At 64.4% G+C, this 24,494-nt stretch carries 21 protein-coding genes; 5 read left to right on the top strand and 16 right to left on the bottom strand.

What is annotated here, in order from left to right:
* The first annotated feature begins 84 nt into the window (after positions 1 to 84).
* A complete protein-coding gene (locus AAE021_RS13385; protein WP_342022833.1) occupies positions 85 to 1,617 on the top strand; it encodes an acetyl-CoA hydrolase/transferase family protein in 1,533 nt (510 codons plus the stop codon).
* 81 nt (positions 1,618 to 1,698) lie between these two features.
* Entirely contained in the window at positions 1,699 to 2,988 is a 1,290-nt protein-coding gene (locus AAE021_RS13380; protein ID WP_342022832.1) for an MFS transporter, read from the top strand.
* Here AAE021_RS13380 and AAE021_RS13375 read toward each other — a convergent pair.
* The 15 genes from AAE021_RS13375 to AAE021_RS13305 all read right to left on the bottom strand — a co-directional run bounded on the left by AAE021_RS13375 (position 2,985) and on the right by AAE021_RS13305 (position 19,245).
* Complete coding sequence (locus tag AAE021_RS13375; RefSeq protein ID WP_341395706.1) at positions 2,985 to 3,368, bottom strand: RNA-binding S4 domain-containing protein; 384 nt, start codon at positions 3,366 to 3,368, stop codon at positions 2,985 to 2,987. The two genes, AAE021_RS13380 and AAE021_RS13375, sit on opposite strands and share 4 nt — an antisense overlap.
* 63 nt (positions 3,369 to 3,431) lie before the next feature.
* Positions 3,432 to 4,346: a restriction endonuclease gene (locus AAE021_RS13370; RefSeq protein WP_342022831.1), complete on the bottom strand. Its 915-nt coding sequence runs from the start codon at positions 4,344 to 4,346 to the stop codon at positions 3,432 to 3,434.
* A 68-nt stretch (positions 4,347 to 4,414) separates the two neighbouring features.
* Positions 4,415 to 6,028, bottom strand: coding sequence for an AMP-binding protein (locus AAE021_RS13365; protein ID WP_342022830.1), 1,614 nt, complete (start codon positions 6,026 to 6,028; stop codon positions 4,415 to 4,417).
* 104 nt (positions 6,029 to 6,132) lie between these two features.
* Complete coding sequence (locus AAE021_RS13360) at positions 6,133 to 6,423, bottom strand: DUF1540 domain-containing protein (protein WP_342022828.1); 291 nt, start codon at positions 6,421 to 6,423, stop codon at positions 6,133 to 6,135.
* A gap of 101 nt (positions 6,424 to 6,524) precedes the next feature.
* Positions 6,525 to 9,212, bottom strand: coding sequence for a Tat pathway signal sequence domain protein (locus AAE021_RS13355; protein WP_342022827.1), 2,688 nt, complete (start codon positions 9,210 to 9,212; stop codon positions 6,525 to 6,527).
* Positions 9,205 to 9,897: a DUF1961 family protein gene (locus tag AAE021_RS13350; RefSeq protein WP_342022826.1), complete on the bottom strand. Its 693-nt coding sequence runs from the start codon at positions 9,895 to 9,897 to the stop codon at positions 9,205 to 9,207. The genes AAE021_RS13355 and AAE021_RS13350 overlap by 8 nt, the downstream gene beginning before the upstream one ends.
* The gene (locus AAE021_RS13345; RefSeq protein WP_342022825.1) at positions 9,894 to 10,469 is read right to left on the bottom strand and encodes a rhamnogalacturonan acetylesterase; all 576 of its coding nucleotides are present in this window, start codon (positions 10,467 to 10,469) and stop codon (positions 9,894 to 9,896) included. The genes AAE021_RS13350 and AAE021_RS13345 overlap by 4 nt, the downstream gene beginning before the upstream one ends.
* A 56-nt stretch (positions 10,470 to 10,525) precedes the next feature.
* A complete protein-coding gene (locus AAE021_RS13340) occupies positions 10,526 to 11,398 on the bottom strand; it encodes a carbohydrate ABC transporter permease (RefSeq protein WP_342022824.1) in 873 nt (290 codons plus the stop codon).
* Positions 11,399 to 12,373 (bottom strand): ABC transporter permease, encoded by a 975-nt coding sequence (locus AAE021_RS13335; protein ID WP_342022823.1) that lies wholly within the window; start codon positions 12,371 to 12,373, stop codon positions 11,399 to 11,401.
* A gap of 60 nt (positions 12,374 to 12,433) precedes the next feature.
* On the bottom strand, positions 12,434 to 13,969 hold the full coding sequence (locus AAE021_RS13330; protein WP_342022822.1) for an extracellular solute-binding protein: 1,536 nt from the start codon (positions 13,967 to 13,969) through the stop codon (positions 12,434 to 12,436).
* A 96-nt stretch (positions 13,970 to 14,065) separates the two neighbouring features.
* Complete coding sequence (locus AAE021_RS13325; protein WP_342022821.1) at positions 14,066 to 14,707, bottom strand: YesL family protein; 642 nt, start codon at positions 14,705 to 14,707, stop codon at positions 14,066 to 14,068.
* A 187-nt stretch (positions 14,708 to 14,894) separates the two neighbouring features.
* A complete protein-coding gene (locus AAE021_RS13320) occupies positions 14,895 to 15,848 on the bottom strand; it encodes a hypothetical protein (protein WP_342022820.1) in 954 nt (317 codons plus the stop codon).
* Between the two features lie 56 nt (positions 15,849 to 15,904).
* On the bottom strand, positions 15,905 to 16,270 hold the full coding sequence (locus tag AAE021_RS13315; RefSeq protein ID WP_342022819.1) for a DoxX family protein: 366 nt from the start codon (positions 16,268 to 16,270) through the stop codon (positions 15,905 to 15,907).
* Between the two features lie 104 nt (positions 16,271 to 16,374).
* Positions 16,375 to 17,394, bottom strand: a complete 1,020-nt coding sequence (locus AAE021_RS13310) for a LacI family DNA-binding transcriptional regulator (RefSeq protein ID WP_342022818.1) — start codon at positions 17,392 to 17,394, stop codon at positions 16,375 to 16,377.
* A 126-nt stretch (positions 17,395 to 17,520) separates the two neighbouring features.
* On the bottom strand, positions 17,521 to 19,245 hold the full coding sequence (locus tag AAE021_RS13305; protein WP_342022817.1) for a glycoside hydrolase family 13 protein: 1,725 nt from the start codon (positions 19,243 to 19,245) through the stop codon (positions 17,521 to 17,523).
* 323 nt (positions 19,246 to 19,568) lie between these two features.
* On the opposite strand from AAE021_RS13305, the gene AAE021_RS13300 reads away from it, so the two are divergent.
* From AAE021_RS13300 to AAE021_RS13290, 3 genes are all read left to right on the top strand, one after another.
* On the top strand, positions 19,569 to 20,855 hold the full coding sequence (locus AAE021_RS13300; RefSeq protein WP_342022816.1) for a maltose ABC transporter substrate-binding protein: 1,287 nt from the start codon (positions 19,569 to 19,571) through the stop codon (positions 20,853 to 20,855).
* Positions 20,856 to 20,985: 130 nt separating this feature from the next.
* A complete protein-coding gene (locus AAE021_RS13295) occupies positions 20,986 to 22,593 on the top strand; it encodes an ABC transporter permease subunit (protein WP_342022815.1) in 1,608 nt (535 codons plus the stop codon).
* A complete protein-coding gene (locus AAE021_RS13290; RefSeq protein WP_342022814.1) occupies positions 22,590 to 23,513 on the top strand; it encodes a sugar ABC transporter permease in 924 nt (307 codons plus the stop codon). The genes AAE021_RS13295 and AAE021_RS13290 overlap by 4 nt, the downstream gene beginning before the upstream one ends.
* Here the strand turns inward: AAE021_RS13290 and AAE021_RS13285 are convergent.
* On the bottom strand, positions 23,510 to 24,487 hold the full coding sequence (locus AAE021_RS13285; RefSeq protein ID WP_425362482.1) for an aldo/keto reductase: 978 nt from the start codon (positions 24,485 to 24,487) through the stop codon (positions 23,510 to 23,512). The genes AAE021_RS13290 and AAE021_RS13285 overlap by 4 nt on opposite strands.
* Between the last annotated feature and the right edge of the window lie 7 nt (positions 24,488 to 24,494).

The following is a 24,494-nucleotide window of genomic DNA, read 5'->3' as shown; positions in this document are numbered from 1 at the left end:
CTTCGCGCCCCGCGGGTACCGCCGAATATGAGGTACGGCACACAGCAGATAGTGTTGGTTGGTCCCATCTAAGGAAAGGCCACCATGCACGACCGCATTCACCACGAAGGACTGCTGCAGCGCAGGATGTCTGCCGAACAGGCAGCTGCGCTTATCAAACCGGGCATGACGGTGGCGATGAGCGGTTTCACCGGTGCCGGTTATCCCAAGGCGGTGCCGCAGGCCCTGGCCCTCCAGATGGAGGAAGCGCACGCCCGCGGCGAAGACTTCCAAATCAAGGTCCTTACCGGTGCCTCCACGGCTCCCGAGCTCGACGGCGTGCTCGCGAAGGCCGGCGGCATGGAGCTGCGCCTGCCGTACCAGTCCGATCCCACCCTGCGGAAGCGGATCAACGACGGCGAACTTGAGTACATCGACATCCATCTGGGGCACGTGGCCCAGTACACCTGGTTCGGTTTCTACGGACACGTGGACTTGGCGGTGATCGAGGTGGTGGGCATCAACGAAGACGGCTCCCTCATCCCGTCCTCCTCCGTGGGTAACAACAAGACCTGGATTGAGCAGGCCGACAAAATCATTCTCGAGGTCAACGTCCAGCAGGCGGCGGCCATGGACGGCATGCATGACGTTTACTACGGCACTGCGCTGCCGCCGCACCGCAAACCCATCATGCTGGTGAACCCCGATGACCGGATCGGCGAGCCCTACCTGCGGCTGGACCCGGAAAAGGTCATCGCCGTCGTCGAGACCGACGCCCCGGACCGCATGACCCCCTTCGCCGCACCGGATGAAACATCCCAGCAGATCGCCGCCCACCTGATCGACTTCTTCGGTGACGAGATCAAGGCCGGCCGGCTGACCGACAAACTGCTGCCGCTGCAGTCCGGCGTGGGCAACATTGCCAACGCAGTCCTGGGCGGGCTGGCCACTTCCGGCTACACCGGGCTGACCGCGTACACCGAGGTCATCCAGGACGGGATGCTCCACCTGATCCGCGACGGCGTCATTCGGGTAGCCTCCGCAACGTCCTTCTCGCTGAGCCCGGCGGGCATCGAGGAGTTCAACTCCAACATCGAGTTCTACCGCAAGCGCATCATCCTGCGCACCCAGGAGATCTCCAACCATCCCGAACTGATCCGCCGGCTCGGCTGCATCGCCATGAACGGCATGATTGAGGCTGACCTCTACGGCAACGTGAACTCCACGCACGTGGCCGGCACCGCCATGATGAACGGAATCGGCGGCTCGGGGGACTTCGCCCGCAACGGCTTCCTCTCCGCCTTCCTGTCCCCAAGCACTGCCAAGGGCGGCAAGATCTCAGGCATCGTGCCCATGGTCAGCCACGTTGACCACACCGAGCATGACACCATGCTGGTGGTCACCGAACGCGGCCTCGCGGACCTGCGCGGGCTCTCGCCCAAGCAGCGGGCACGGACCATCATCGATAAGTGCGCGCACCCCGACTTCCAACCGCTGCTTCAGGACTACTTCGACCGGGCCTGCCGGGAAAGTTTCGGCAAGCACACCCCGCACCTGCTGGATGAAGCCCTGTCCTGGCACCAGCGGTTCGTGGAAACCGGCGACAGCAGGGCGGCCGTTGGGGCTGTGTCCGTCTAGAGGCCGCTGTCCGGCGGTTGTAAAACCACCGATTGTGACGCAGACCCGGTGGTTCAGTGCCGCCCGTGCTAGAAAGTCCCCGTGAGCGAAGCCAAAGAACAATCGACCGTCAGGCGCCGTCGGCCCGTGACGATGCCGCTGTGGGCGGCCGCTGCCGCCGTCGTGCTGGTTGCCGTCAACCTCCGGCCCGGCGCGACGTCGGTGGGACCGGTGCTGGCCGAGCTTCGGTCGGCGCTGGGGATGGGGTCGACGCTGGCCGGGGTCCTGACGGCGCTGCCGGGGCTCACCTTCGCCGTCGTCGGAGCCCTGGCGGTGGCGCTGTCGCGGCGGACCGGTATCAACGGAACCATCGCCGCGGGGGTGGCAGCCGTCGCCGCGGGACTTCTGCTGCGCTCCGTGGTGGACTCGCCGGTTGTTTTCCTGGCACTGACGTTTCTCGCCTTTGCCGGCATGGCGGTGGGCAACATCCTCGTTCCGGCGTTCATTAAACGGTACGGGGGAGCGCGGACTGCGCTGCTGAATTCCGTGTACGGGACCACGCTGGCCGTGGGTGCCACCGTGCCGCTGCTGATTGCCGCTCCGCTGGCGGCGGGCGGGCAGGACGGCTGGCAGATCAGCCTCCGCGTCTGGGGCGCGGCCGCGCTGATCGCCGCGGTGCCCTGGGCGGTCATCGCGTTCCGCGGCCGGCACCGGCCGGCCACCGCCGGGGCTGGCGCATCCAACGGCGGCAGTGCGGCCGGAACCGAACCGGCAGCGGAGCGGGGACGGCTGCGCATGACGTCGTCAGTAACCGCCGTGGCGCTGTGCCTGTACTTCGGCGTCCAGTCCATGAACGCCTATGTGCAGTTCGGCTGGGTGGCACAGATTTACCGTGACACGGGACTGAGCCAGTCCCAGGCAGGGGCCATGATGGCCATCATCGCATCACTGGGAATTCCCGGCGGCCTGATCATGCCCGCCCTCGTGGCACGTGCCCCCGGCCTGCGGCTGTACGTTGCAGCGCTGGCAGCCGCCACCGGAGCGGGCTATCTTGGCCTGCTGCTGGTGCCCGGGACCACGCCCTGGCTGTGGGCGCTGCTGCTCGGAGTTGGCGGATTCGCTTTTCCGACGGCGCTGGCCCTGATTACGGGACGGTCCCGGGACCCGCGGGTCACGGCAGAACTGTCCGGGTTTTGCCAGCCTGTGGGGTACCTGCTGGCTGCGGCCGGGCCGTTTGCCATTGGTGCGCTGCACGAGGCCACAGACAGCTGGACTCTTCCGCTCGTGATCCTGGCAGGTTCCTCCGTGGTGATGGCCTTTGCCGGCATTGCTGCCGCCGCTCCGCGGTTTGTCGACGACCAGCTGCAGCAGGCGCGGCTGCCCAAGGCCTAGCGGTCGCCGCGCAGCCGGTCGATCTCGCGGCGGTCCTTTTTGGTGGGGCGCCCGGCGCCCCGGTCCCGCAGCGGAACCCCCAGTGCCGGACCCACCGGCCGCGGCGGCGTGTGGTCCGTGAAGCAGTGGGACGCAGCCTCGGCGCCCACCCGCTTGGCAATCAGCTGGCGGACTTCGAGGATCCGCTCGTACCCCGGCTGGCGGACCCGGATGGTGTCTCCGGGCTGGACCGGCTGGGCGGCCTTGGCCGGATTGCCGTTGAGCCTGACATGGCCGGCGCGGCAGGCCGCAGTGGCGGCGGACCTGGTCTTGTAGGCGCGGATGGCCCACAGCCAAGCGTCCACCCGGACGGATTTTGAGGTGCTGGCAGGAATGGTCATGGCGCTACCGATTCTGTCATGGCGGCTCCGGTAATGCTGCGTGCGGCATGCCTGACACTGCCGTTACCGGTTGTCCCGAAGGCGTTCCGCGTCAGCCTGGGCGTCCAGTTCCCGGGCAGTGGGAACCGAGCCGGAGATCGGATTCGGTCCGGGCGCCGGGCCGGCCGCCGCGGCGAGCATTCGCCTCAGCTCGCCGGGAGTATAGGGATCCGGAACCCCGCGGTGGGCCATGGCATGGCAGTTTGGACACAGCGGCACCAGATCCGCCACGGGATCCAGGACGTAGCCGGGGGAGAGGGATGCCGGCGGAACAATGTGATGCACCTGGACAAAGGCAGCTCCGGCCGGACCATAAATCTGCTCCATCGATAAACCACATGCCGCGCAGGAAGCGCCGTGGAACGCGACGCACTGCCGGACGGCGTCGGGGTCATACTCATAGCGGTTGATTCCCACCGTGCGGAGGCTGTCCTGCGGCATGCTCCCCGGAAGTGGAAGAGTGGGGTCCGCGGCCGCAAGCCAGTCCTCCGGAACGGGACGGGAGCGCAGGAACCTGGTCCAGGCCGCCCGCAGCTGTGACTCGGATTGAGCCGGAACCACGGTGCCGGTGGTGCGGATGGCGCTCCAGTTCATGTCCGGGACGCTTTCCGCCAGTCCCTCGGCGGGCAGCGCATCCCCCGGTGGCAGGAGCAGATCAAAGACGATGCCGGCCAGCAGGCCGAGCCGGGCCGGCAGGGCCGCGCCGGGCTGCGGAGCGGACGCAACCACGCCATGTCCCAGCAGTCCGCGGCCGTGCCGGCCCTGGGCGAAAAGCCACACATCGGTTCCGGGATCCAGACGCTGAACGCGGCCCACCCGCCACCTGATGCCAAAAAGCCCGGTCCCGTGCACCGTGGAGGCAGCCAGACGGTAATCCGCGCGGCCTGGACCCGCCCCAAACGCGGTGGCGGGGTTCCAGCCCAGCACGACGGCAGCCATGTATTCTCCCTTTGCTTGTTGACGTTCCGCAGGGCCCGCGGCGCAGGACCGCAGACCCGGGGTTGTCCCTAGTTGATACGGGCTTCCCGGCCTTCCCACTCCAATGACCGCAGTTCATTCTTGCGGATTTTCCCGGTGGATGTCTTCGGCAGGTCAATGATGAACTCGATTGACCGCGGCGCCTTGTAGGAAGCGATCTGGCTCTTGACGTGGGCCAGGAGGTCCTCCTCGCTGGCGCTGCGGCCGGGGGCCAGCACCACGAAGGCCTTGGGCCGTTCGCCCCAGCGCTCATCGGGAACACCGATCACTGCCACATCCGCCACCGCGGGATGGCTGGCCAGGGCCTGTTCCACTTCGATGGTGGAAATATTTTCACCGCCGGAGACCACCACGTCCTTGGACCGGTCCAGCAGCTGGACGTAGCCGTCAGGGTGCATGACGCCGAGATCCCCGGTATGGAACCAGCCGCCTCGGAACGCGTCGGCGGTGCCGGCTTCGTCACGGTAATAGCCCTTCATGACCGAATTTCCGCGCATGACAATTTCACCCATCTCCACGCCGTCGGCCGCGACGTCGGTCAGCTCACCCGCGGATCCCACCTCGTCGCACACCACGCGCAGCCGGTCCGACGTCAGCATGCCCACGCCCTGCCGGGCCATTTTCCGTGCCAGCGCATCGCCGTCGAGCGTAGCCCACGCTGCCTGGGGCTCGCACACCGCGTGCGGTCCGTAGGATTCGGTGAGTCCGTAGACGTGGACCACGGTGGCCCGCAGCTGGTGGATCTTGTTGATTACCGTGGGGCTGGGCGGGGCGCCGGCGGTGACGATGGTCAGCGGGTGGTTCAGTTCGTGGGCCTCGGCAGCCGTGGCGATGGCGCTGAGCACGGTGGGAGCGCCGGCCAGGTGGTCGATGCCGTGGGTATCGATCAGCCGCCAGATCTCCGGGCCCCGGACCGCCCGCAGGCAGACATGGGTCCCGGACGCCGCGGTCAGCGCCCACGTGGTGCACCAGCCGTTGCAGTGGAACATGGGCAGGGTCCACAGGTACACCGAGTCCTGGGAGAAGCCCTGGTGGTGCACTTCCCCGAGTGAGTTCAGGTATGCGCCGCGGTGGGTGTACATCACGCCCTTGGGCCGGCCGGTGGTGCCGGAGGTGTAGTTCAGGGCGATGACGGTGTTTTCGTCGTCAATTTCCCAGGGGAGCGGGGTGTCGGTGCCGCGCGCGAGGAAATCAGCGTACGACGTCGTGCCCTCCACCGTGACGGCGCTGCCGTCCTGGAGCGGGACCGAAATGATCTCTGTGACGTCGTGCAGCTCGACCGGTCCGAGGCCGAGGAGCAGGTCCGGGTCCCCGAACAGGAGGGTGGCGCCGGAGTGGTTGCAGATGTAGGCGACTTCGGGCGGGGACAGCCGGGTGTTTAGCGGAACCAGGACGCCGCCGGCCAGGGGAACCGCGTAGTGGGCGATCAGGAACTCCGTGGAGTTGGTGCCGAGGAAAGCGGCCCTGCCGCCGGCGGTCAGGCCGGAGGCCTGCAGTGCATGCGCGGCGCGGGTCACGGCGGCGGCAAAATCGCGGTAGGTCATGCGGCGGTCACCGTCGATGACCGCGGTCTTGTCCGGATGAACCTGCGCGGCGCGTTCCAGAAAGCGAAGCGGTGTTAATGCAGTGTCCAGGCCGGGCATCGGTTCTCCTTTGAAGCGGGTTTGTGGCCTCCAACGCTACAGGCTGCTGAGGCGTGGATCACATTCCGGGTCTTCGGAGGACGTTTGCGGGGCAGCCGGGCCAGCTACCGCGGCTGATAGGTCAGGCAGTCAGCGAGCTCAGCGCCGGGGCCAACCTTGACGTCGTGGGCGGTGCACATGAGGTGGTCGTTGTGCCGGCATTCGCTGCGCAGGCACGCTCCAACCGATGCCAGCACTTTGGGCAGCCCGCCGGTTTCCGACGTGTCGATAAAGGTGGCGCAGCTCGCGTGGTCGGGGGTTCCGCCAACCGTGATGGCGTAGGCGGTACAGCCGTCATGGTTGTAGTCGCAGCTGTGGACAGCGCAGTCGCTGACGGGCGCAACATGGTCAGTCATGATTCCTCCAGGTGGAGTTATGTCTGTCGGATTTCGAACGTACCACCGTTGCGCCCGGATAATTAGGGCGAAAATTCTGCACGTATTTCCCTGCCGCGCGCCTACCCTTCCGGAGCTCCCGGGTCCGGTGCCTGCCCGCCAACGAGCGCCAGCAGCTGGATGGCAGCAAGGCCAAACTGGGATGCGTCATTCGTGGAAACGGTCCGGGCCTCCGTGACGGGCGCCAGAACATGCGGGGGCAAAATGCGGTGTTCGCGGAAGGCAATGTCGTTGCCGAGCAGCTCTCCGCCAGCCGCAAATTCCACCCATGCCCGGGCAGCAAGTTGGGGATCGTTGAGTCGCTTGGCGGCGTAGGCGGTGAGCCGGCTGTGTGCCTGGGTCAAATAAATGCCTGGCAAGGGCTGGCCCACCTCCGCCTCCTGTTCCGCGGGTGCCGCGAGGAAGAGGCGGCAGTATTGCAGCCAAGCCTGTTCAAATTCCGGTACGTCCACCAGATCGATCAACTCACTGGCAACCTCCACCAATCCGAAGACTGCACTCAGGTGCGAGACGCTGATCTGCTCCCGGGTGGTGTCAAAGCGCCCGGTGGTCATGTCGTAGTGTGCCTCACCGGTCAGGAAGCCGTATTTGAGCGCACCGATGTCTTTCATGGTGCCCAGCAACTTGGCGGCGGCTGCCGTGTCGCCGTGCCGTTCCCAGGCCGTCAGCCATGCTGCGGCAAGAGCTCCGTAATCGGTGCCGAGACCGACGGCCAGGGCGGCCGGATCCGGAGAGTAGACATCGGGGCGGACTTTGCGGGTGGGATCCAGCTTCAGGAAGTTCCGTTCCCCTTCCACCAGCTCATCGAGCAGGTCTCCCGTGCGCTCGTCGGCCGTCAGGAAGTAGTAGAAGCGCCGGTACGCAGCACTGGAAATGCGGTGTTGCTTGGCGCTGCAGCCCCAGTGCTGGACGTTGTGCCGTGTTCCAAGACCTGCCCACTGACCCAGATGATAAACATCGACCTCTCCGGTGTGCCGGGTCATGGCTTCCGCAACCCGGAAGATATCAGCCCGTCCAGACCGCAGATAGGCGTACCAAAGCCACAGATCCGGGGACAGCTCGGAGTTGTCCCACGCATATCCACCGACGTCGTAGCGCCAGGTGTGGCGGTCGGTGTCGTACGTGTGCATGACGTCGCCGTAGTTCCAAAACCCGTACCAGCGGCGCTCCTCGATCTGGGACTTGTAGAAGTCAAACAGGAAATCCAACTTGTCCTCGAGCGCGGCCCTGGCTCTGGTGCTGCGGTCCACCGGCGCCCAGTCCCCGAAAACGCCGGCCGAGGAAAGGTATTGGGGCGTTGCCTGGAGCAGCGGGGGAGCAGCCGCCCAGCGCGCGTCGGCTGCCAGGTCCGGAGTCGACGGTGTTCCGTCGTAAGCAAAGAGGGTCAGCTCGTGGGTGCGGGCTATCCCATAGGGTGTTCCGAAGCCCTCCTCGTAGTCCTCGTACGTGATTTCGAGGCCCTCGAGCTGCTTTTCGTACGTGTCCTGGCCCAGCCCGTCGTGGTAGAACCTCAGGTCCATGGGCTGTGCCTGCGGGGAATACAGCCACTGCGTGATTTCGGCGGCCGGTCCATCCGCACCTCGGATGTCGATTCCGGCGGGGTACGACTTCCAGAAATCCCGGAGTCCCACGCCAAAACCGCCGCTGGGCGTACCCAGATAGGCGAATCCTCCCGCCCGCGTTCCGGTGGTGATGCCTATCCAGGGATGGTTCGGGCCGGTGCGTTTTTGCAGGCTGAATCCGTCGCTGGTGAGTTGGGACAGCGAGTAATCCGGCCACGCCGGAATGAGGCTCAGCCGCTGGCCGACTTCCGGATTCCAGCTCGCAGGGTCGGAGGTGGCCGCTCCATTGATCTGGGCGGCCCGCACATCCGATCCGGGATCACGGCGCAGGCCGGTGATCCCGCGAACGGCTTCGACGAGGAACCCGCCGTCAGCACCGGCGATGCGCACATGGCGGTCATGCAGATGTCCCTGCAGCGGCACGCTGAAGCGTATGCCCAGGCCGGCCAGGAAATCCCGGTGTTCATCTCCGTCCCACGTAAAGGAATGCATCATCCTGATGCTTCTGGCGTCCGCGTGGAAGTACAAGCGGATCACAAAGGGGAGCCAGTCCCGTCCGTTGCCGCTGTGCGTCCCGTTAATGCGCACCACAACACGGGCAGGTCCTTCGGATTCGACGACGGCGTCCCGCACGGTGGACTCGTAACCGGTGCGGGTCACGGTTCCGGCGTTTTCCTCCACGGTGTCCACCGTGGAGCTGACGAGTCGGCCGTTTTCGGCAACCACGGTGCCGCCTCTGGAGAGGGATCTCAGGAAGTCCCGCCCGGTTCGTCCGATGACGCATTTCAGCTGCCCGGTATCGACCGTGATTTCGGTTTCCGCGGTGTCTGCCGTGACAGCGTTGCCCACGGTGACGGCGGCTACCGGGGCCGCGGCGTTGTCTGCGGTGCCGTCCGCGGCGATGGACAACTGCAGGGATGCGCCAGCTGCAGCCATGGGCATGGTGCCGGTGGCAATGCCGGCCCATTTCAGTGAACCGTCCGGCCACATTGCAGTGGGCCACGCCTGGTGGCGCACCGGATGTCCGTCCGCGTCGGCCAGGGTAAGACATCCTGCATCGGTAACGGCGCCGCGGGGGAAGGGGACACCGAAGGTTGTGCCGCCGGGCAGGGCCGCAGCCGTGCCGTGTTCCCTTGCCTGCCGGTGGGGCACCGGCTCCAACCAGTCGAGCGCAACTGCATCATGCATGGGAATCCTCCAACGTGGTCGAGTCAGCTCCGGGGATGAGGCTGCTGACAGAAAAGTCTTTGTATTCGGCAACGAGGGGCGCCATTTGGCGCAATCCGATGTATCCCCCGGTGAGCGGGGCGGGACCGGCGGCGCCGTCGTCGTGCCATGCGAACAACGGCAGTCCGTTCATGCTGAACCGGACATCGCGGCCGTCCTTCTCAACGACCAGCCGGTAGAACCCGTCAGCATCAGCGGCCGGTGGCAGGGGGTCCGCGCCCTGGGCCACCAGATGGAAACCGGCGCTCCGCCGCAGATTGCAGGTGCGGAACGCCCGTTCATGCGGCCACCGGTGACGGAAATAGGAGATGTGCAGTGCGTCCAGGTCACCCGAATGGTACTGCGGGTACCGCCCGTCGCGGGGCAGCTGCTGGGGGCCGAACAGATCACCCGAGTGACCCTGGGCCGCGAAAAACAGCATGGCCAGTCCGGGTTCCTCGATGGGCCGGAAATCCCACGAGATCCGGATACCGTCGCTGAAGGGAACCGGGCACCAAAGGGTCCAGTGCGCGGCGTCATCGTCGGGGTCCGGAGCAGATCCGGCCAACACTACTCCCGATGGTCCCTGGCTCACGTTCACGGGCCCCTCAGCTATCCAGCCCAGCAGGTCATCCGGGGACCGCAGTGCGTTGGCGTAGCCCGTCACAGGTTCGGCCCGAGGGGTGGCTGCCGCGCATCCCGTCCACTGACCGCTGCCAGGGCGCGGGCAACGTAGGATGCAATTTCCCGGGCGCCGCGGACACAGAAATGGGTTTTGTCCTGTTCCGTAAACAGCGCCAGTGCCGCCGTTTCGCCCAATGACTCGTACAACCAGCTGGAGAAAACGGTGAGGTCGATGACCGGCACCTGCTCCCGGGCAGCCAGCGCCCGCACCGCCGCTGGATAACCGCCGTGGGAAGGGGACAAGCGGGCGTTCGAGAACCAGCAGCGCTCCACTGACGTGCAGAGCACCGGCACTCCGCCCCGGTCCCGGACATCCGCCACGAATTCCGCCAGCCGTTCCGTATAGCCGCCCTCGGGTGCCAGCAACTGGGGGTGCTTTTGATCATTGTGGCCAAACTGGATCAGTACGAAGTTCTGCGGCTCAAGTTCCTTGAGGAGGTCCTGCCACAGTTCCTCAGCGGCGAATGACGCGGTGGTTGCCCCGCCCTTCGCGAAATTCAGGACTATGTCTCCGGCTTCCAGGAACCCGGCCAGTTCCGGACCCCATCCGCTCATGGGGTATTCCTCGGGAGGGCATGCGGCAACGGTCGAATCTCCCGCCAAGAGGATCCTCATCCCTTCACCGATCCGATCAGGATGCCCTTGGCAAAGTGCTTCTGCAGGAAGGGATAGAACAGCAGGATCGGAATGGTTGCAACAACAACGACGGCGAATTTGATGCCCTGGGACGGAGGAATATAACTGGGATCAGGGTTATCAAGCATTGCATCGGAGGCCACCGTCACCTGCCGCAGGAACATCTGCAGGGTCCACATCCTGCTGTCGTTGAGATACAGCAAAGGAGACATGAAGTCATTCCAGATGCCCACCGCATAAAACAGGGCAAAGGTTGCGAGTACGGGTTTGGACAGTGGCAGCAGGATGCTCCACAGAATGCGCAGCTCCGAGGCGCCGTCAATTTTCGCTGATTCTTCCAGCTCGGCGGGCAGTTCCTGGAAGAAGTTCTTGATGATGATCAGGCTGAACGGGTTGACGGCCATGGGCAGGATCAGCGCCCACCAGGTATCAAGCAGGCCCAGGTCCTTGACCACGAGGAACGTGGGAATCATCCCGGCGGAGAAGACCATGGTGAACACAACCAGGCTCAGGATGATGTTGCGTCCCGGAAGCGCCCGCTTGGACAGCGGATACGCCATGCAGACGGTGAGGGCGAGCTGGATGACGGTTCCCGTGGCCGTCACCCCGATGGTGGTGGCCATTGCCCGGAGGAAAGCGGGGGTTTGGAGGATCGCCTCGTAGGATCCGAGAGTGAACTCCTCCGGCCACAGAAAGAAGGAGCGTCGGGTGAGCTCAGCCTCAGTGGCGAAGGACCCGGCAATGACAAAAAGGAACGGCAGCAGGGCAAGGATGCCCACCGCGCCGAGGAGCACAATGTTGAACGCGTCGAAGACACGCCCCGGCTTTGTGTTGTATCGATTTTCCATCTAGAAAAGTCCCGACTGGTTGAACCGCTTGGCCAACGAATTGGCGCCAAAGATGAGGATGACTCCCACGACTGCCTTGAACAGGCCGACGGCGGTGCTGTAGCTGTAGGCGCCCTGCGTGATACCCACGAAGTAGACGTAGGTGTCGAAGACATCAGCCACGGTCCGGTTCAAGCTGTTGGACATCAAATAGATCTGCTCAAACCCGGTATTGAGGATCTGTCCGATTTGCAGGATGAGCAGGACAACGATCACGCCGCGGATGTTGGGAAGAGTAATGTGCCAGACCCGCTGGAACCGGCCGGCCCCGTCGATCACCGCAGCCTCATATTGTTCCTGGTCAACGGTGGCGAGGGCCGCGAGGAAAATAATGGTTCCCCAGCCCGTGTTCTTCCAGATCTCCTGCGCCACGATAATCGGCCGGAACCAGTCCGGGTCCGCCAGAAAATCGATGTTGGTGCCAAACAGATTGTTCAGCCCAGTAAACAGCGGGCCCACATCCATGGCTAAAAGGAGATAGCTCAGCGACGCCACGATGGTCCAGGACAGGAAATGTGGGATATAGATCAATGTTTGAATGGTGCGTTTATAGATCTGCAGCCGCAGTTCATTCAGGAGCAGCGCCATGATGATGGTCAGCGGAAACGCCACCAAGAGGGACAGCGCCGCAAGGACCAGGGTGTTGGTCAGCAGCCGCGGAAAATCCGGGTTGGTGAAGAAATCCTCAAAATGACGGAAACCCACCCACGGGCTTCCGTCGATGCCCAGGAAGGGAACGAAGTCCTTGAAGGCGATGCGGGCGCCCCACATGGGCCAGTAGCGAAAAACTGCAAAATATAGAATGCCCGGCAGCAACAGCAGGTACAGCCAGCGGTACTGGACCATCCGGGCCTTGAACGGGACTTTCCGCCGTGCCGGGGAAGGCGGCCCGGAGGCAGCGGAGAGCGGGTCCGCGTTGGAAAGGATGCTGGTCACGATGTGTCCTTACTCTGGCCCGGGGGTGAGGCGTCAGTGCCCCACCCCCGGACGGTGCGCTTACTTGGACGATTTGTTCAGTTCGTTGATTTCAGCGATGACGTCATTGCCGCCGCTGGACTTCCAGAGTTCGACCGCCGCGCGGAGCGCCTTCTCATCGATCTGTCCGGCCAGGAACTGGATGCGGGCATCCGTGACGATGTTGTCCAGCTGGGCTCCCTTGGCCACCTGGGTCTCCGAAATGAACGCCGAGGCGGGGTTCTGGTCAGCGAACTCGAGGTCGGATTCCTGCATCTCAAGGCGCTTGTCGAACATTTCCTGCTCGTATTCCGTAGCCTGCTTGGGCAGGTAGTACTTGATGCCGTCCACGTTGGTGCCCAGCTGGGAGTAGGTCTTGACGGCCTGGGCAACTTCCTTTCCTTCATCGGTCAGCTCAGCGATGGGAACCGTCAGGTCTCCGTCGAGGGTGAAGTTGACGTCTTCAATGCCGTTGTTGATCAGGATGGCCGCTTCTTCCGAATTCAGTTCGTTGAGGAAGCTCAGGACTTCCTTCAGTTCCGCTTCGGTCTTGACCTTGGCCTTGGGAACCGCAAGGAAGCCGGAAAACCCGGGAGTTGGGTGGGCGTGGAGCTCCCCGTCGGGGCCTTCGAGGTTTCCGGAAATATCGACGAAGTTCTCGAACGTGGCCGGATCCTGTGCCTTGAACAAGTTGATGAGTACTGAAGCCCTCGAATGAACGTCTACGATGATGCCGCCCTGGCCGTTGAAGAATGGCTCGTTCCAAGTGGCCGAATCCATGGTGGCGTAATCACTGTTGATCAGCCCTTCATCCACGAACTTCTTGAGGTACTTGTTCGCTTCGATGAACTCTTCAGTGGCGAAGTTGGGAACGAGTTCACCGTCCTCCTCAGTCCAGGTGTTGCCGGCGCCGAACCAAGTTGCCACGACGTCATAGGGGCTGTTGGAGTTTATTGTTCCGGGCCACTTAGGCACGATGAGGCCGTAGGTGTCCTTCACTCCGTTGCCGTCGGGATCCTTCTCCGTGAAGGCCTTTGCCACCTCATACAGGTCATCCACCGTGGCGGGTGTCTCCAGGCCCAGGTTCTCCAGCCAGTCCTTGCGCAGGATGACGGACGTCCGCATGGCGTCGCGTGCCCGGTAAACGCCGTAGACATCGCCGTTAATGCTTGCATTGCGTTCGATGTCTGGGTTTTCGGTGATGAGATTGGGATATTCGTCCAAATAGTCCGACAGCTCCCAGAAGGCGCCCGCGGTGGCGTTTTTGACGAAGCCCGGTGTTTTGCCCTGGATGACCATGACGTGGGGGAGGTCATCACCGGCAAGGGTGATGTTGGTCTTTTCCTCGTAGTCGGCATTCGGCACCCAATTGATGTCGAGCTTCTTGCCGGTGATCTCCTCGAGCTTGGTCTGCATCGTGTCGCCCTGCTCCGGCGGCTGGGGCTCAAGGAAGGGGGCCATGATTGAGACGGTGTCCAGTGCCGCCGTGGCTTCTTCCTCGGAGCTGGAGGAGCAGGCGGATAGCGCCAAGCCGGCGGTGAGGACAAGAGCCAGTCCTTTAAGGGGTTTGCGGTGCATAGTGATCTCCTTTGATGAATGCAGCGAACAGTGAGGCGAATGCCGTTGTGGTGCAGGTGCGGGCGCAGGCAACTTCGCCGGCGGCAGCGGGAATTGCTAGGCGGCTGGTTGAAGCGGGGATACCGCCAGCCGGATTTCGTTGCGCACAAAAAAATCCAGGGCCACGCGTGTTGTGAGATAGAGGGCCAAACCGAAGGAAAAGAAGGGGAGCAGGCCAGGAAGCTGCACGGTGGCAAGGACGCTGCCGGCCAGGATGATCCCGTTAAGGATGAGCAGCAACGGATTAGCGAGGGTCAGGCTAACGGCCGCCGGAACTGCAGCGGCCAGCCTGATCTCGTAATGAGTGAGCAGCGGAACGAGGACGGACAGGACGATGGTGCAGATGCCCGCGACAACCATGGTGGCCGGGGCCAGCACGGCGGAAAGACCGTCCTGGCCGATGCGGAAAAACTGCCAGCTGGACACCAGCGCTGCCAGCACCGCCGCTGCCGGCAGCAGGACGGCGTTGGCCCTGAAGAACTCGGCTTTCCACGCTTGCCAAAAGGCGGGAAAGAGCTTGAACGCTTCCCCCTTCACCCGGCGACGCACAGTTGTCGAGCCGGCAACGAGCGAAGGACCAAAACCAAAGATGATTCCGCCAAGAAGAGTGAATCCAATAAATGCGATGTTCAGCAGCGCGATCCAGGTCAAGGCATCAAAAAATTCGTAGGCGCGCGCTGCCACACTGCCCTTTTTCACTACTGTTGGTTTCTCTGAGTGCATGCACGGCAGGACATCAAACGCACCTCTTTGTGAGTCGAGTGGGAAGCGGTTTCCCGCCTGATTGACTCCAACCTATGGCCCGGGTGACGGCCAGTCAATAGTTTTTTGAATCGTTATAATCGAGGTCGCGGAATTATGGAGGGCGGTTTTCGGCACAGGACTTCTAGCCGAGGCTTTCGAGCTTGGCCTGTGCCTTTTCCACCGCGCGGCGGGCTGCACGGGCGGACCGGCGGGCAGCATCCCGTTCCCGTTCCAGGGTGCCGGCACGGCGGTCGACGGTGGCCACGAGACGTTCCAAGTCCCGGATCCGCTCGCGCAGCTCATCGATTTCGTCAGTGAGTTCATCGCGCCGGTCCGCAAGGGTATCCACCTCGTGCTGGGCGGCCTTGAGCGTGTCCTCCGCCGTTTGGGCGTCCCGCTGCTCATCCTGCAGTGTTGTCCGTGCGGTGCGCAGCGCCCTGGCCGCGGCGGCCTTTTCCTTCCGCGCCGCAGCGGCGGATCCGGCATGTTCCCCGGCCGCGTCCGGCTGTGCTCCAGACCCGCCTGCATCGGTTGAATCCGCGGAGGGCCGGCTCCGCTGCCGCCCTCCCGGTGCAGGCGGACGCACCAATTCGGGGTCTGCCACGGCTCCCTCGACGTCCACCGGATCCCATCCGTTGGCTTCGAGGGCGCGCACCAGCTGCCCGCTGGCTGCAGCCGCGGCGGCATCGGCATCCGTCATGGCGGCCCACAGGGTTTGTTCAACTTCAGCGCCGACGGCGGTACTGACCCGGTGCCCGAGTTCTTCGGCCAGGCTGCCGGCCTCCCGCGCAGCCGAGCGGAGCAGCCGCTGGCGTTCACCGCTGAGCTGGCGCAGCTGTTTTTGGTCCAAGTCGCTCTGTGCTTCGCGCAGGACCGCGCCCAGTTCGAGGACTTCGGAGACCAGCTCCGGACGGTGCAGCGTCAGCATGTTCACCAGCCAGGCGGCGGAGGACGGCTTGGGCAAGGCACGGATGGCCTTTCCCAAGTTCTTGTCCCCTGCCTTGACTGCTTCCGAGGCGCGCTGGTTTCGGGCGGCGGTGAAGGCATCGGGCATGAGGGCGTACAGCTCCGTCACGGCTTCCGCTTTGCCTGACATTCCGCTCCCTCCCACGCTTCCGGGCCTTTAGGTATCTGTGGGGAGGAGAGCGCCGCTCACAGCAGCTGCGTCAGCCGCCCCCAAACCACAAATGCCGCCATTATCAGAAGGATAGCCGGGAGAACCGCCGCCTGCCGCTGGCCCCGGCGCAGGTGCAGGGCCACCGCCAGCGCCATGAGGACCACCAGTCCGGCGGCAGCAGCGGGAGTCAGCAGGGGGACCGTGCCCAGCACCCCGGGAAGCAGCAGCCCGAGGCCGGCAACAACCTCCACTGCCCCCAGGGCGCGGATAAGGCCCAGGGGATAGCCATCGGTCCACGGCAGTTTCCTCAGCTGCCGCGCGGGCTGTGTCAGGCGCTGGCCACCGATTCCCAGGAACAGCACGGCCAGGACTATCTGAAGGATCCAAAGAAAAAGCGACATGGCAGGGCGGAGTTCCTTCGGCCGGGCGGACTAAGGATTTAGTTAAGCACGGTTGGTCGGCGAAGACGAGAGGGAGTGCCGGCGCCGGCTCCCATCCACGCAGGTCAGCCGCGAAGATCCGCCGGAACCGAGGTGCTGGACCGAACCACAAACTCGGTCGGATAAAACCGCTGGATCCAGTCGGCCTCCAGCGGCTTCTGCGCCAGCAGCGACAGCACGGCGGCGACGGCGGCGGCTCCCTGCCCCCGGGGATCCTGGCTAATGGTGGTGAGCCCAAAAACCTCACCGAGCTCGTGTCCGTCAATTCCGATGACGGACAGGTCCTCGGGGACGCGCAGGCCCAGGCCCCGGGCCGCAAGTATGGTTCCGACGGCGATCTCATCCGAGGCGCAAAAGATGCCCGTTGGCCGGCCCCGCGGAGCCGCCAGGAGAGTCTTGGCCGCGAGGACTCCGCTGGCTACGGAAAAGTCCGGGCTGTTGATATGCAGGCTTTCCAAGCCCGCGCGGCCCATGGCCTGTTCGTATCCGTCCCGCCGGGTGCTGCCCAGGCGGAAATCACGCTCGTGTTCCTCTCCGCCGCCAATATGGGCAATCCTGGTGTGCCCCAGTGCGATGAGGTGCTCCGTGGCAAGCACCGAGATGTTGACCTCGTCCACCCGGATGGTGTGGGTTTCCGGCAGGGGACCACCGATGGCCACGATGGGCTTCTCGACGGCGTGAAGCTGGGCCAGTTCCTCGTCCGTGAGCTTCAGCGCCACTGCGATCACGGCGTCAAGGCGCTGGCGCCGCAGCATTTCCGTCAGCACGCTTTCGCGGTGGCCGGGGCTGTCGCTGGTGTTGTACAGGGTCAGGTCATAGCCGGCGTCGATCAGCGCTGCGGCCGCTCCCTCGAGAACCTGGGAAAAATACCAGCGGCCAACGGTGGGCATGACAATCCCGATGTTGCGGCTGCGTCCGGAGGCGAGCGACGACGCGTTGTAGGAAATGACAAAACCCAGTTCGTCCGCCGCCACCTGAACCTTGCGCCGCGTGGTTTCGGAAACCTTGCCGTTGCCGCTGAGGGCACGGGAAACAGTGGCCGACGAGACACCGGCGCGGGCCGCCACGTCTTTGATCCCTGCCACGGCTGCTCCTCGGTTCGGGTCGGCTTGTAGTTGTGTGTCGGTTTGTCGTTCAGTCCGGGCAGCCGGACCGGGCTGAGGCACCGGACCCGTGGGTCCGGTGCCTCAGCCATTCCACCATAGCGGCAGTCAGTTAATCCGGAGCCAAACGGCATGGTTGGGGAGCAGCACGCCGTCGGCCGCCGCACCGGCTTCGCTGGCAACCAGCACATCTCCGGCCGGCAGGTGCAGCGGCTCGTCGCCCATGTTCAGGACCACCAGCACGCCGCCGTTGACGAACGCGACAACGGAGTCCGGGTCGACGTCGGGCCACCAGGCCAGCGACCCGGCGCCGAGGGCGTACTCCCGGCGCACGGCCAGCGCGCTGCGGTACAGGTTCAGGGTTGACGCCGGATCCTCGCGCTGGACGTCGCGTGCCAGTGAGGCCCACTCCGCGGGCTGGGGCAGCCATGCCGCGCCCGTGGTGCTGAATCCATAGCTGTCGGCACCGGAGTACCAGGGCAGGGGGACACGGCACCCGTCGCGGCCCAGGCGTGCACCGCCGGTGCGGTGATACGTCGGGTCCTCACGGAAGTCATGGGGCATGGTGGTGTGGTCGGGCAGCCCCAGTTCCTCGCCCTGGTACAGGTATACGCCACCCGGCAGGGCCAGCATCAGCAGAGTTGCGGCCCGGGCCCGCGAGAGGCCCAGCACGTAGTTGGGCTGCCGGTCATCCGGCCCGAGGCCGTCACCCGGGCGTTCCTGGTGCCCCTCAAGCCCAAAGCGGGTGGCGTGACGCACAACGTCGTGGTTGGAGAGCACCCAAGTGGTGGGCGCCCCCACCTTGTCGAAGGCTTCCAGCGACGACGAAACGACGTGGCGCACGGCACCGGCATGCCAGTCATGGTGCAGGTAGGCGAAGTTGAAGGTCTGGTGCATTTCATCCGGGCGCACCCAGTCCGACAGCCGGTCCAGCGGATCGATGGTGGCTTCGGCGCAGAGCACGCGCTCGCCGTCGTAGCTGTCCAGCAGCTTGCGCCAGGAGCGGTAGATGTCATGGACTTCGGCCTGGCCGAACATGGGCGCATCCTGTCCGGGGAATCCGTCGGAGGAGCAGCCGTCAGCGCGGCCGCCCCAGTCGGGAAGGCCGGACTTCTTGACGAGGGCATGGGCTACGTCCACACGGAAGCCGCCCACGCCGCGGTCCAGCCAGAAACGGAGGATCCGTTCAAACTCGTCACGGACCGCGGGGTTGTCCCAGTTGAAGTCCGGCTGGCTGGAATCGAAGAGATGCAGGTACCACTGTCCCGGGGTCCCGTCCGTTCCCGTGATCCGGGTCCATGCCGAACCGCCGAAGTGCGACTGCCAGTTGTTGGGCGGAAGATCGCCGTTCTCGCCGGCGCCGTCGCGGAAAATGAACATGTCCCGCTCGGGGGAATCCGCGGGAGCAGCCAGCGCCGCTTGGAACAGTGCGTGCTCGCTGGAGCAGTGGTTGGGCACGAGGTCCACGATGACCCGGATGCCGTGGCCCGAGGCCTTTGCCACCAGGGCATCGAAGTCCTCCAGCGTGCCGAACAGGGGGTCAACCGAGCAGTAGTCGGCTACGTCATATCCGGCGTCGTTCTGGGGGGACTTGTAGAACGGGGACAGCCACAGTGCATCGATATCGAGTTCGGCCAGGGCGTCCACTTCGGCGGTGATGCCGGGGAGGTCTCCGATGCCGTCTCCGCTGAGGTCCCGGAAGGAGCGGGGATACACCTGGTAAATGACCGAGGATCGCCACCACTGACGGTCATGTTCGCTGGAGGCGGCGTGCAGGGGGACAAGTGACGGGCCGGTTTCTGCACCGGTGCCGGGAATTACGTGGCTGAGCATGGGTGCCATCCTAGGGGCAGGAAGGGCGCAAAATGAAAACGCTTTCATTGACAGTGGTGATTCTAAGATTACTGACTATTTCCCTCCAGGGCGCTTCCTGACCGGCCTGGCGCCAGGAATGGGCCGCTCCAGCGCTGAGAAAAACAGTGACGTGCGTCTGTGATTGGACGCACAACGTGTACGCGCTTACACTTTCTCCGTACTGAGGTCCCGATGGAGTGTTCCGTTGCTCCTGCCTTTCCGTTGCGCCAGCGCACGAGGCCGGGGGCACCAGCGCTGAGAATTGCCGGAATCCATTTGAAAAACATAGGAGAGGTTCACCAATGAAGGTGCACACCACGGGTATGACGGCGTCTCGCCGCCGCTCCCTCGCTCTCGGGGCCGTTTCGGTCACCGCTGCCCTTGTCCTGACAGCCTGCGGCGGCGGTGATTCCGCCGAAAGCGCGGACGCCACCGATCTGTCCACCGCCGGGGCCACCACGCTCACCATGTGGGTCGACGCGGAACGCTCGCCCGCCCTGACCGATGTCACTGCCCAGTTCAAAGAAGACACCGGCATCGAAATCAAGCTGGTCACCAAGGATTTTGAGCAGGTTTCCGACGACTTCATCACGCAGGTCCCCACCGGAAAGGGTCCGGACCTGATCGTGGGTCCGCATGACTGGCTGGGCAAGTTTGTCCTCAACGGCGTTGTTTCCCCGATTGAACTGGGCGAAAAGGCTGCTGACTTCCAGGAATCGGCCGTTGCGGCCATGACCTATGAAGGCAGCACCTACGGCGTTCCGTACTCCATCGAGAACATTGGACTGCTGCGCAACGCGGACCTCGTTCCCGAACCGGCAGCCACCATGGACGAAGTCATCGCCAACGGCAAGGCTGCCGTCGAAAAGGGTGCCGAGTTCCCGTTCCTGGTGGGCATGGACCCCAAGCAGGGCGATCCGTACCACCTGTACCCGTTCCAGACCTCCATGGGCGTACCCGTCTTTGGAACTGACGAGACCGGCGGCTATGACGCTTCGAAGCTGGAGCTGGGCAACAAGAACGGTGCTGCCTTCGCCGCCAAGGTGAAGGAATGGGGTGAGGCTGGAGCAGGCATCCTGAACTCCAACATCACCGCGGACATCGCCAAGGAAAAGTTCAACGCCGGAGCCTCCCCGTACTTCCTGACCGGTCCGTGGAACGTGCCGCTGGCGGAGGAAGCCGGGATCAACGTCGTCGTTGACCCGCTGCCGACCACGGGCGATCAGCCGGCGCAGCCCTTTGTGGGCGTGAACGGCTTCTTCATCAGCTCCAAGAGCGCGAATTCCCTGGCTGCCACCGAGTTTGCCCTGAACTACCTCACCACCGAGGCCGTGCAGGACGCCATGTTCGAAGGCGGCGGACGCCCGCCGGCCCTGAACGCGTCCTTCGACAAGGCAGCTGAAGACCCGATTGTCGCCGCCTTCGGTGAGATTGGCGCCAACGGCGTACCCATGCCGGCCATCCCGGAAATGGGCGCCGTCTGGGCCGACTGGGGCGGCACCGAACTTGCCCTGATCAAGGGCCAGGGCGATCCCGCAGAGTCCTGGGCAACGATGGTCAGCAACGTCGAAGCGAAGATCGCCAAGTAGTCCGGCATCAGCCGCACCTGAGATAGACACCGCTCCGGCGTTTCCGCCGGAGCACAAGGTATGCGGGCCGGGACACTGCCCCTTTGTGGAGCGCAGTGTCCCGGCCCGAACCGGTTCAAGGAGAACCCCCATGGTTGATCAGCTGGACACCCCTGTCCGCCCCGACATTCCCGCACGAACGCCCAAGCGCCGCCGCGGTCCCGACTCAATGGCAGGCCTCCTGGCCAAGATTCTGCTCCTGGGCCTGACTGACGCGTTTGCCGTCTACGTCCTCATGGCCCTGTTTATGAGCGAAAAATGGGCGGTCCTTGCCGTCGCCACAGCGGTGACCGTGCTGATCAACTGGATCTATCTGCGACGCGGCGGCCTGCCGGCAAAATACCTGGCGCCGGGAGTACTGTTCCTGGTGGTCTTCCAGGTATTTGTGGTGGTGTACAGCGGATATATCGCCTTCACCAACTACGGCGACGGACACAACAGCAGCAAGGACGACGCCGTGTCGGCCATCTCCATGAGCGCACAAAAGCGCGTTCCGGATTCTCCCGCCTACCAAGTGTCAGTCGTGGAAAAGGACGACGTCCTGTCCCTTCTGGTCACCGACCCCGACGGCGGCGTCCGGATCGGCACCACGGGTGAACCGCTCGAGGAAGCAGAGGGCGCCGAAATCGGCGGCACGGGCAAGGCCACGGGGGCAGACGGATACCGAACCCTCAGTTTTAATGAACTGCTGGCCGTACAGCAGGACATCACAGCCATCAAGGTCCCGCTGTCCGAGGACCTCGACGACGGCATCCTGCAGACAGCCGATGGATCCAACGCCTACGTGTTCAAACCGGTGCTGATTTACGACGAGGCCGCTGACACCTTCACCGACACCGAAACGGGCACCGTCTACACGGACGGCGGCGAGGGTGCGTTTACCTCGGCCGACGGCGAACGGCTGGCCACGGGCTGGAAGGTGGGAGTGGGGTTCGAGAACTTCGAACGTGCCTTCACCGATCCGGACCTCCGCGGGCCGCTGCTCAGCGTCATTGTCTGGACCTTCACGTTTGCGCTCGGATCGGTGCTGCTGTGCTTCGGCCTGGGGCTGTTCCTGGCATTGACCTTCAACCATCCAAACCTGCGCGGCAAGAAGATCTACCGCACGATCATGATCCTGCCGTACGCCTTCCCGGCGTTCCTGGCCGGCCTGGTCTGGTCCGGAATGCTGAACCAGGAATTCGGATTCATCAACGCAACCCTGTTCGGCGGCGCCGACATTCCGTGGCTGACCGACCCGTGGCTGGCGAAATTCAGCGTGCTGCTGGTGAACACCTGGCTCGGGTTCCCCTACATGTTCCTGGTCTGCACCGGGGCCCTGCAGTCCCTGCCGGAGGATGTGAACGAGGCCGCACGCATGGACGGGGCATCCGCCTGGCGGATCTTCCGCTCCATCAAGCTGCCGCTGCTGCTGGTGTCCACCGCTCCGCTGCTGATCTCCACCTTTGCCTTCAACTTCAACAACTTCAACGTGATCTTCATGCTCACCGGCGGCGGGCCACGGTTCAGCGACACCAACATGGATATCGGGGCCACCGATCTGCTGATCACCCTGGTGTACAAGGTGGCCTTCGGCCAGGGGTCCGGGCGTGACTACGGCCTTGCCAGTGCGCTGGCCGTCATTATCTTCGTCATCGTGGCAGTCATCTCAGCGGTCAGCTTCCGGCAGACCAAGGCGCTGGAGGAAGTGAACTCATGAGCAATTCAACTCTGACCCCGGCACGGCACACCGCCAGCCCGTCCCTGTCCGCGGAACCCCGCCGGCGTTTTGGACCCTGGTTCCGGGACAAGGGCTGGCGCCACCTGGTGGGCCTGGTCATGGGCGTCTTTGCCCTCTTCCCGCTGGCCTATGTGCTCTCCGCCGCGCTCAGCCCCACCGGCACCCTGGTGTCAGCGAGCGGACTGTTTACCACCATCGAGTTCGACAACTTCGTCAACCTGTTCTCCGATCCGCAGAAACCCTTCGCCAAATGGTTTGTGAACACTCTTGTCGTGGGGCTGATTACCAGCGCCGGGACCGTGTTCCTCGGTGCGCTGGCCGCTTACTCCTTCTCCCGGATGCGGTTCACCGGGCGGCGTTTTGGGCTGCTGAGCCTGATGCTCCTGCAGATGTTCCCGCAGATGCTCGGCGTCGTGGCCATTTTCCTGCTGCTGAGCGGCATTTCCGACGTCGTTCCGTGGCTGGGACTCGGAAGCCAGACCGGGCTGATCATGGTCTACCTCGGCGGCGCCCTCGGCGTGAACACTTACCTGATGTACGGGTTCTTCAACACGGTTCCGAAGTCCCTGGACGAGGCGGCCCGCATTGACGGAGCGAGCCACATCCAGATCTTCTTCACCATCATCCTGCGGCTGGTCACCCCCATCCTGGCGATTGTGGGGCTGCTCTCCTTCATTACGGCAACCGGCGAGTTCCTGATCGCTTCCATTGTCCTGAATGATCCGGATGCCCAGACGCTGGCCGTGGGCCTGTACTCCTTTGTCGGGGACAGCCAGTCGCGCACCTGGGGGGTCTTCTCCGCGGGCGCGGTCCTGGCCGCCCTGCCGGTCATGGCACTGTTCCTGTTCCTGCAGCGATTCATCACCACCGGCCTGGTTACCGGGGCCGTCAAGGGCTAGAAGCCGGCCACCGGGCGGGGAGTGTAGTGCTGCTCCAGATCGTCCAGGTCCTCCGGCGTGAGCTGCAGGTCAAGGGCGGCCACTGAATCATCCAGCTGGCCAACGGCGGTGACGCCCAGCACAGGGGCCGTCACCGCCGGATGGGCCAGGACCCAGGCCAGGGCAACCTGCGCCCGGGATACGCCGTGGCGCTGCGCCACCCTGAGCACGGCGTCGGCCACGGCCTGGTTGGGAACATCCTGCCCGGCATAGAGGGAATGCCCCAGGGTGTCCTGCCGTTGGCGGCGGCTTTCCATGCCCCAGTCCCGGGCGAGCCGCCCGCGGGCCAGCGGAGAATATGCCAGCACCCCGCTGCCCGTCGCTTCACAGAGGGGGATCATCTCCCGTTCCTCCTCCCGGTAGATGAGGTTGTAGTGCGCCTGCATGGTCACGAACCGCGCCCAGCCGCCGGCCTGCTGCAGGGTCAGCGCCCGGGAGAACTGCCAGGCGTACATGGTGGAGGCGCCCAAATAACGGACCTTCCCCGACCGGACCAACCCGTCGAGTGTCTCCAGCGTTTCCTCGAGCGGGGTGGACGCGTCCCACCGGTGGATTTGGTACAGATCAATGTATTCGGTGCGCAGGCGCCTCAGGCTCTCGTCCACCTGCCAGAGGATGTGCTTACGGGACAGCCCCCAGCCGTTGGGCCCGGGCACCATTTCACCGTGAACCTTGGTGGCTATCACCACCTCCTCCCGGCGGGCATATTTGGCCAGCGCGGCCCCGGCAATCTGCTCGCTGTCCCCGGATGAATAGACGTTGGCCGTGTCGAAAAAATTGATTCCCAGCTCCAAGGCCCGGCGCAGGATCGGCTCAGACTCCGGTTCGCGCAACGTCCAGCTGTGGTTTCCGTGGCTGGGGTGGCCGAACGCCATGCATCCCAGGCCCACGGCCGAGACCGTGGCGCCCGAGCTTCCCAGTTTTACGTATCGCATGTCCGTC

It is taken from the genome of Arthrobacter citreus (assembly GCF_038405225.1).
In the GTDB taxonomy this organism is placed as follows: domain Bacteria; phylum Actinomycetota; class Actinomycetes; order Actinomycetales; family Micrococcaceae; genus Arthrobacter_B; species Arthrobacter_B citreus_A.
This window is presented reverse-complemented; position numbering and strand designations above follow the sequence as displayed.

What these genes read in the sequence shown, in the direction of transcription:
- AAE021_RS13295 (WP_342022815.1), top strand. Translation starts at nt 20,986, where the DNA reads ATGGTTGATCAGCTGGACACCCCTGTCCGCCCCGACATTCCCGCACGA.
- AAE021_RS13340 (WP_342022824.1), bottom strand. Translation starts at nt 11,398, where the DNA reads ATGGAAAATCGATACAACACAAAGCCGGGGCGTGTCTTCGACGCGTTC.
- AAE021_RS13375 (WP_341395706.1), bottom strand. Translation starts at nt 3,368, where the DNA reads ATGACCATTCCTGCCAGCACCTCAAAATCCGTCCGGGTGGACGCTTGG.
- AAE021_RS13360 (WP_342022828.1), bottom strand. Translation starts at nt 6,423, where the DNA reads ATGACTGACCATGTTGCGCCCGTCAGCGACTGCGCTGTCCACAGCTGC.
- AAE021_RS13320 (WP_342022820.1), bottom strand. Translation starts at nt 15,848, where the DNA reads ATGTCAGGCAAAGCGGAAGCCGTGACGGAGCTGTACGCCCTCATGCCC.
- AAE021_RS13315 (WP_342022819.1), bottom strand. Translation starts at nt 16,270, where the DNA reads ATGTCGCTTTTTCTTTGGATCCTTCAGATAGTCCTGGCCGTGCTGTTC.
- AAE021_RS13285 (WP_425362482.1), bottom strand. Translation starts at nt 24,487, where the DNA reads ATGCGATACGTAAAACTGGGAAGCTCGGGCGCCACGGTCTCGGCCGTG.
- AAE021_RS13385 (WP_342022833.1), top strand. Translation starts at nt 85, where the DNA reads ATGCACGACCGCATTCACCACGAAGGACTGCTGCAGCGCAGGATGTCT.
- AAE021_RS13365 (WP_342022830.1), bottom strand. Translation starts at nt 6,028, where the DNA reads ATGCCCGGCCTGGACACTGCATTAACACCGCTTCGCTTTCTGGAACGC.
- AAE021_RS13370 (WP_342022831.1), bottom strand. Translation starts at nt 4,346, where the DNA reads ATGGCTGCCGTCGTGCTGGGCTGGAACCCCGCCACCGCGTTTGGGGCG.
- AAE021_RS13305 (WP_342022817.1), bottom strand. Translation starts at nt 19,245, where the DNA reads ATGCTCAGCCACGTAATTCCCGGCACCGGTGCAGAAACCGGCCCGTCA.
- AAE021_RS13330 (WP_342022822.1), bottom strand. Translation starts at nt 13,969, where the DNA reads ATGCACCGCAAACCCCTTAAAGGACTGGCTCTTGTCCTCACCGCCGGC.
- AAE021_RS13290 (WP_342022814.1), top strand. Translation starts at nt 22,590, where the DNA reads ATGAGCAATTCAACTCTGACCCCGGCACGGCACACCGCCAGCCCGTCC.
- AAE021_RS13355 (WP_342022827.1), bottom strand. Translation starts at nt 9,212, where the DNA reads ATGCATGATGCAGTTGCGCTCGACTGGTTGGAGCCGGTGCCCCACCGG.
- AAE021_RS13300 (WP_342022816.1), top strand. Translation starts at nt 19,569, where the DNA reads ATGAAGGTGCACACCACGGGTATGACGGCGTCTCGCCGCCGCTCCCTC.
- AAE021_RS13345 (WP_342022825.1), bottom strand. Translation starts at nt 10,469, where the DNA reads ATGAGCGGATGGGGTCCGGAACTGGCCGGGTTCCTGGAAGCCGGAGAC.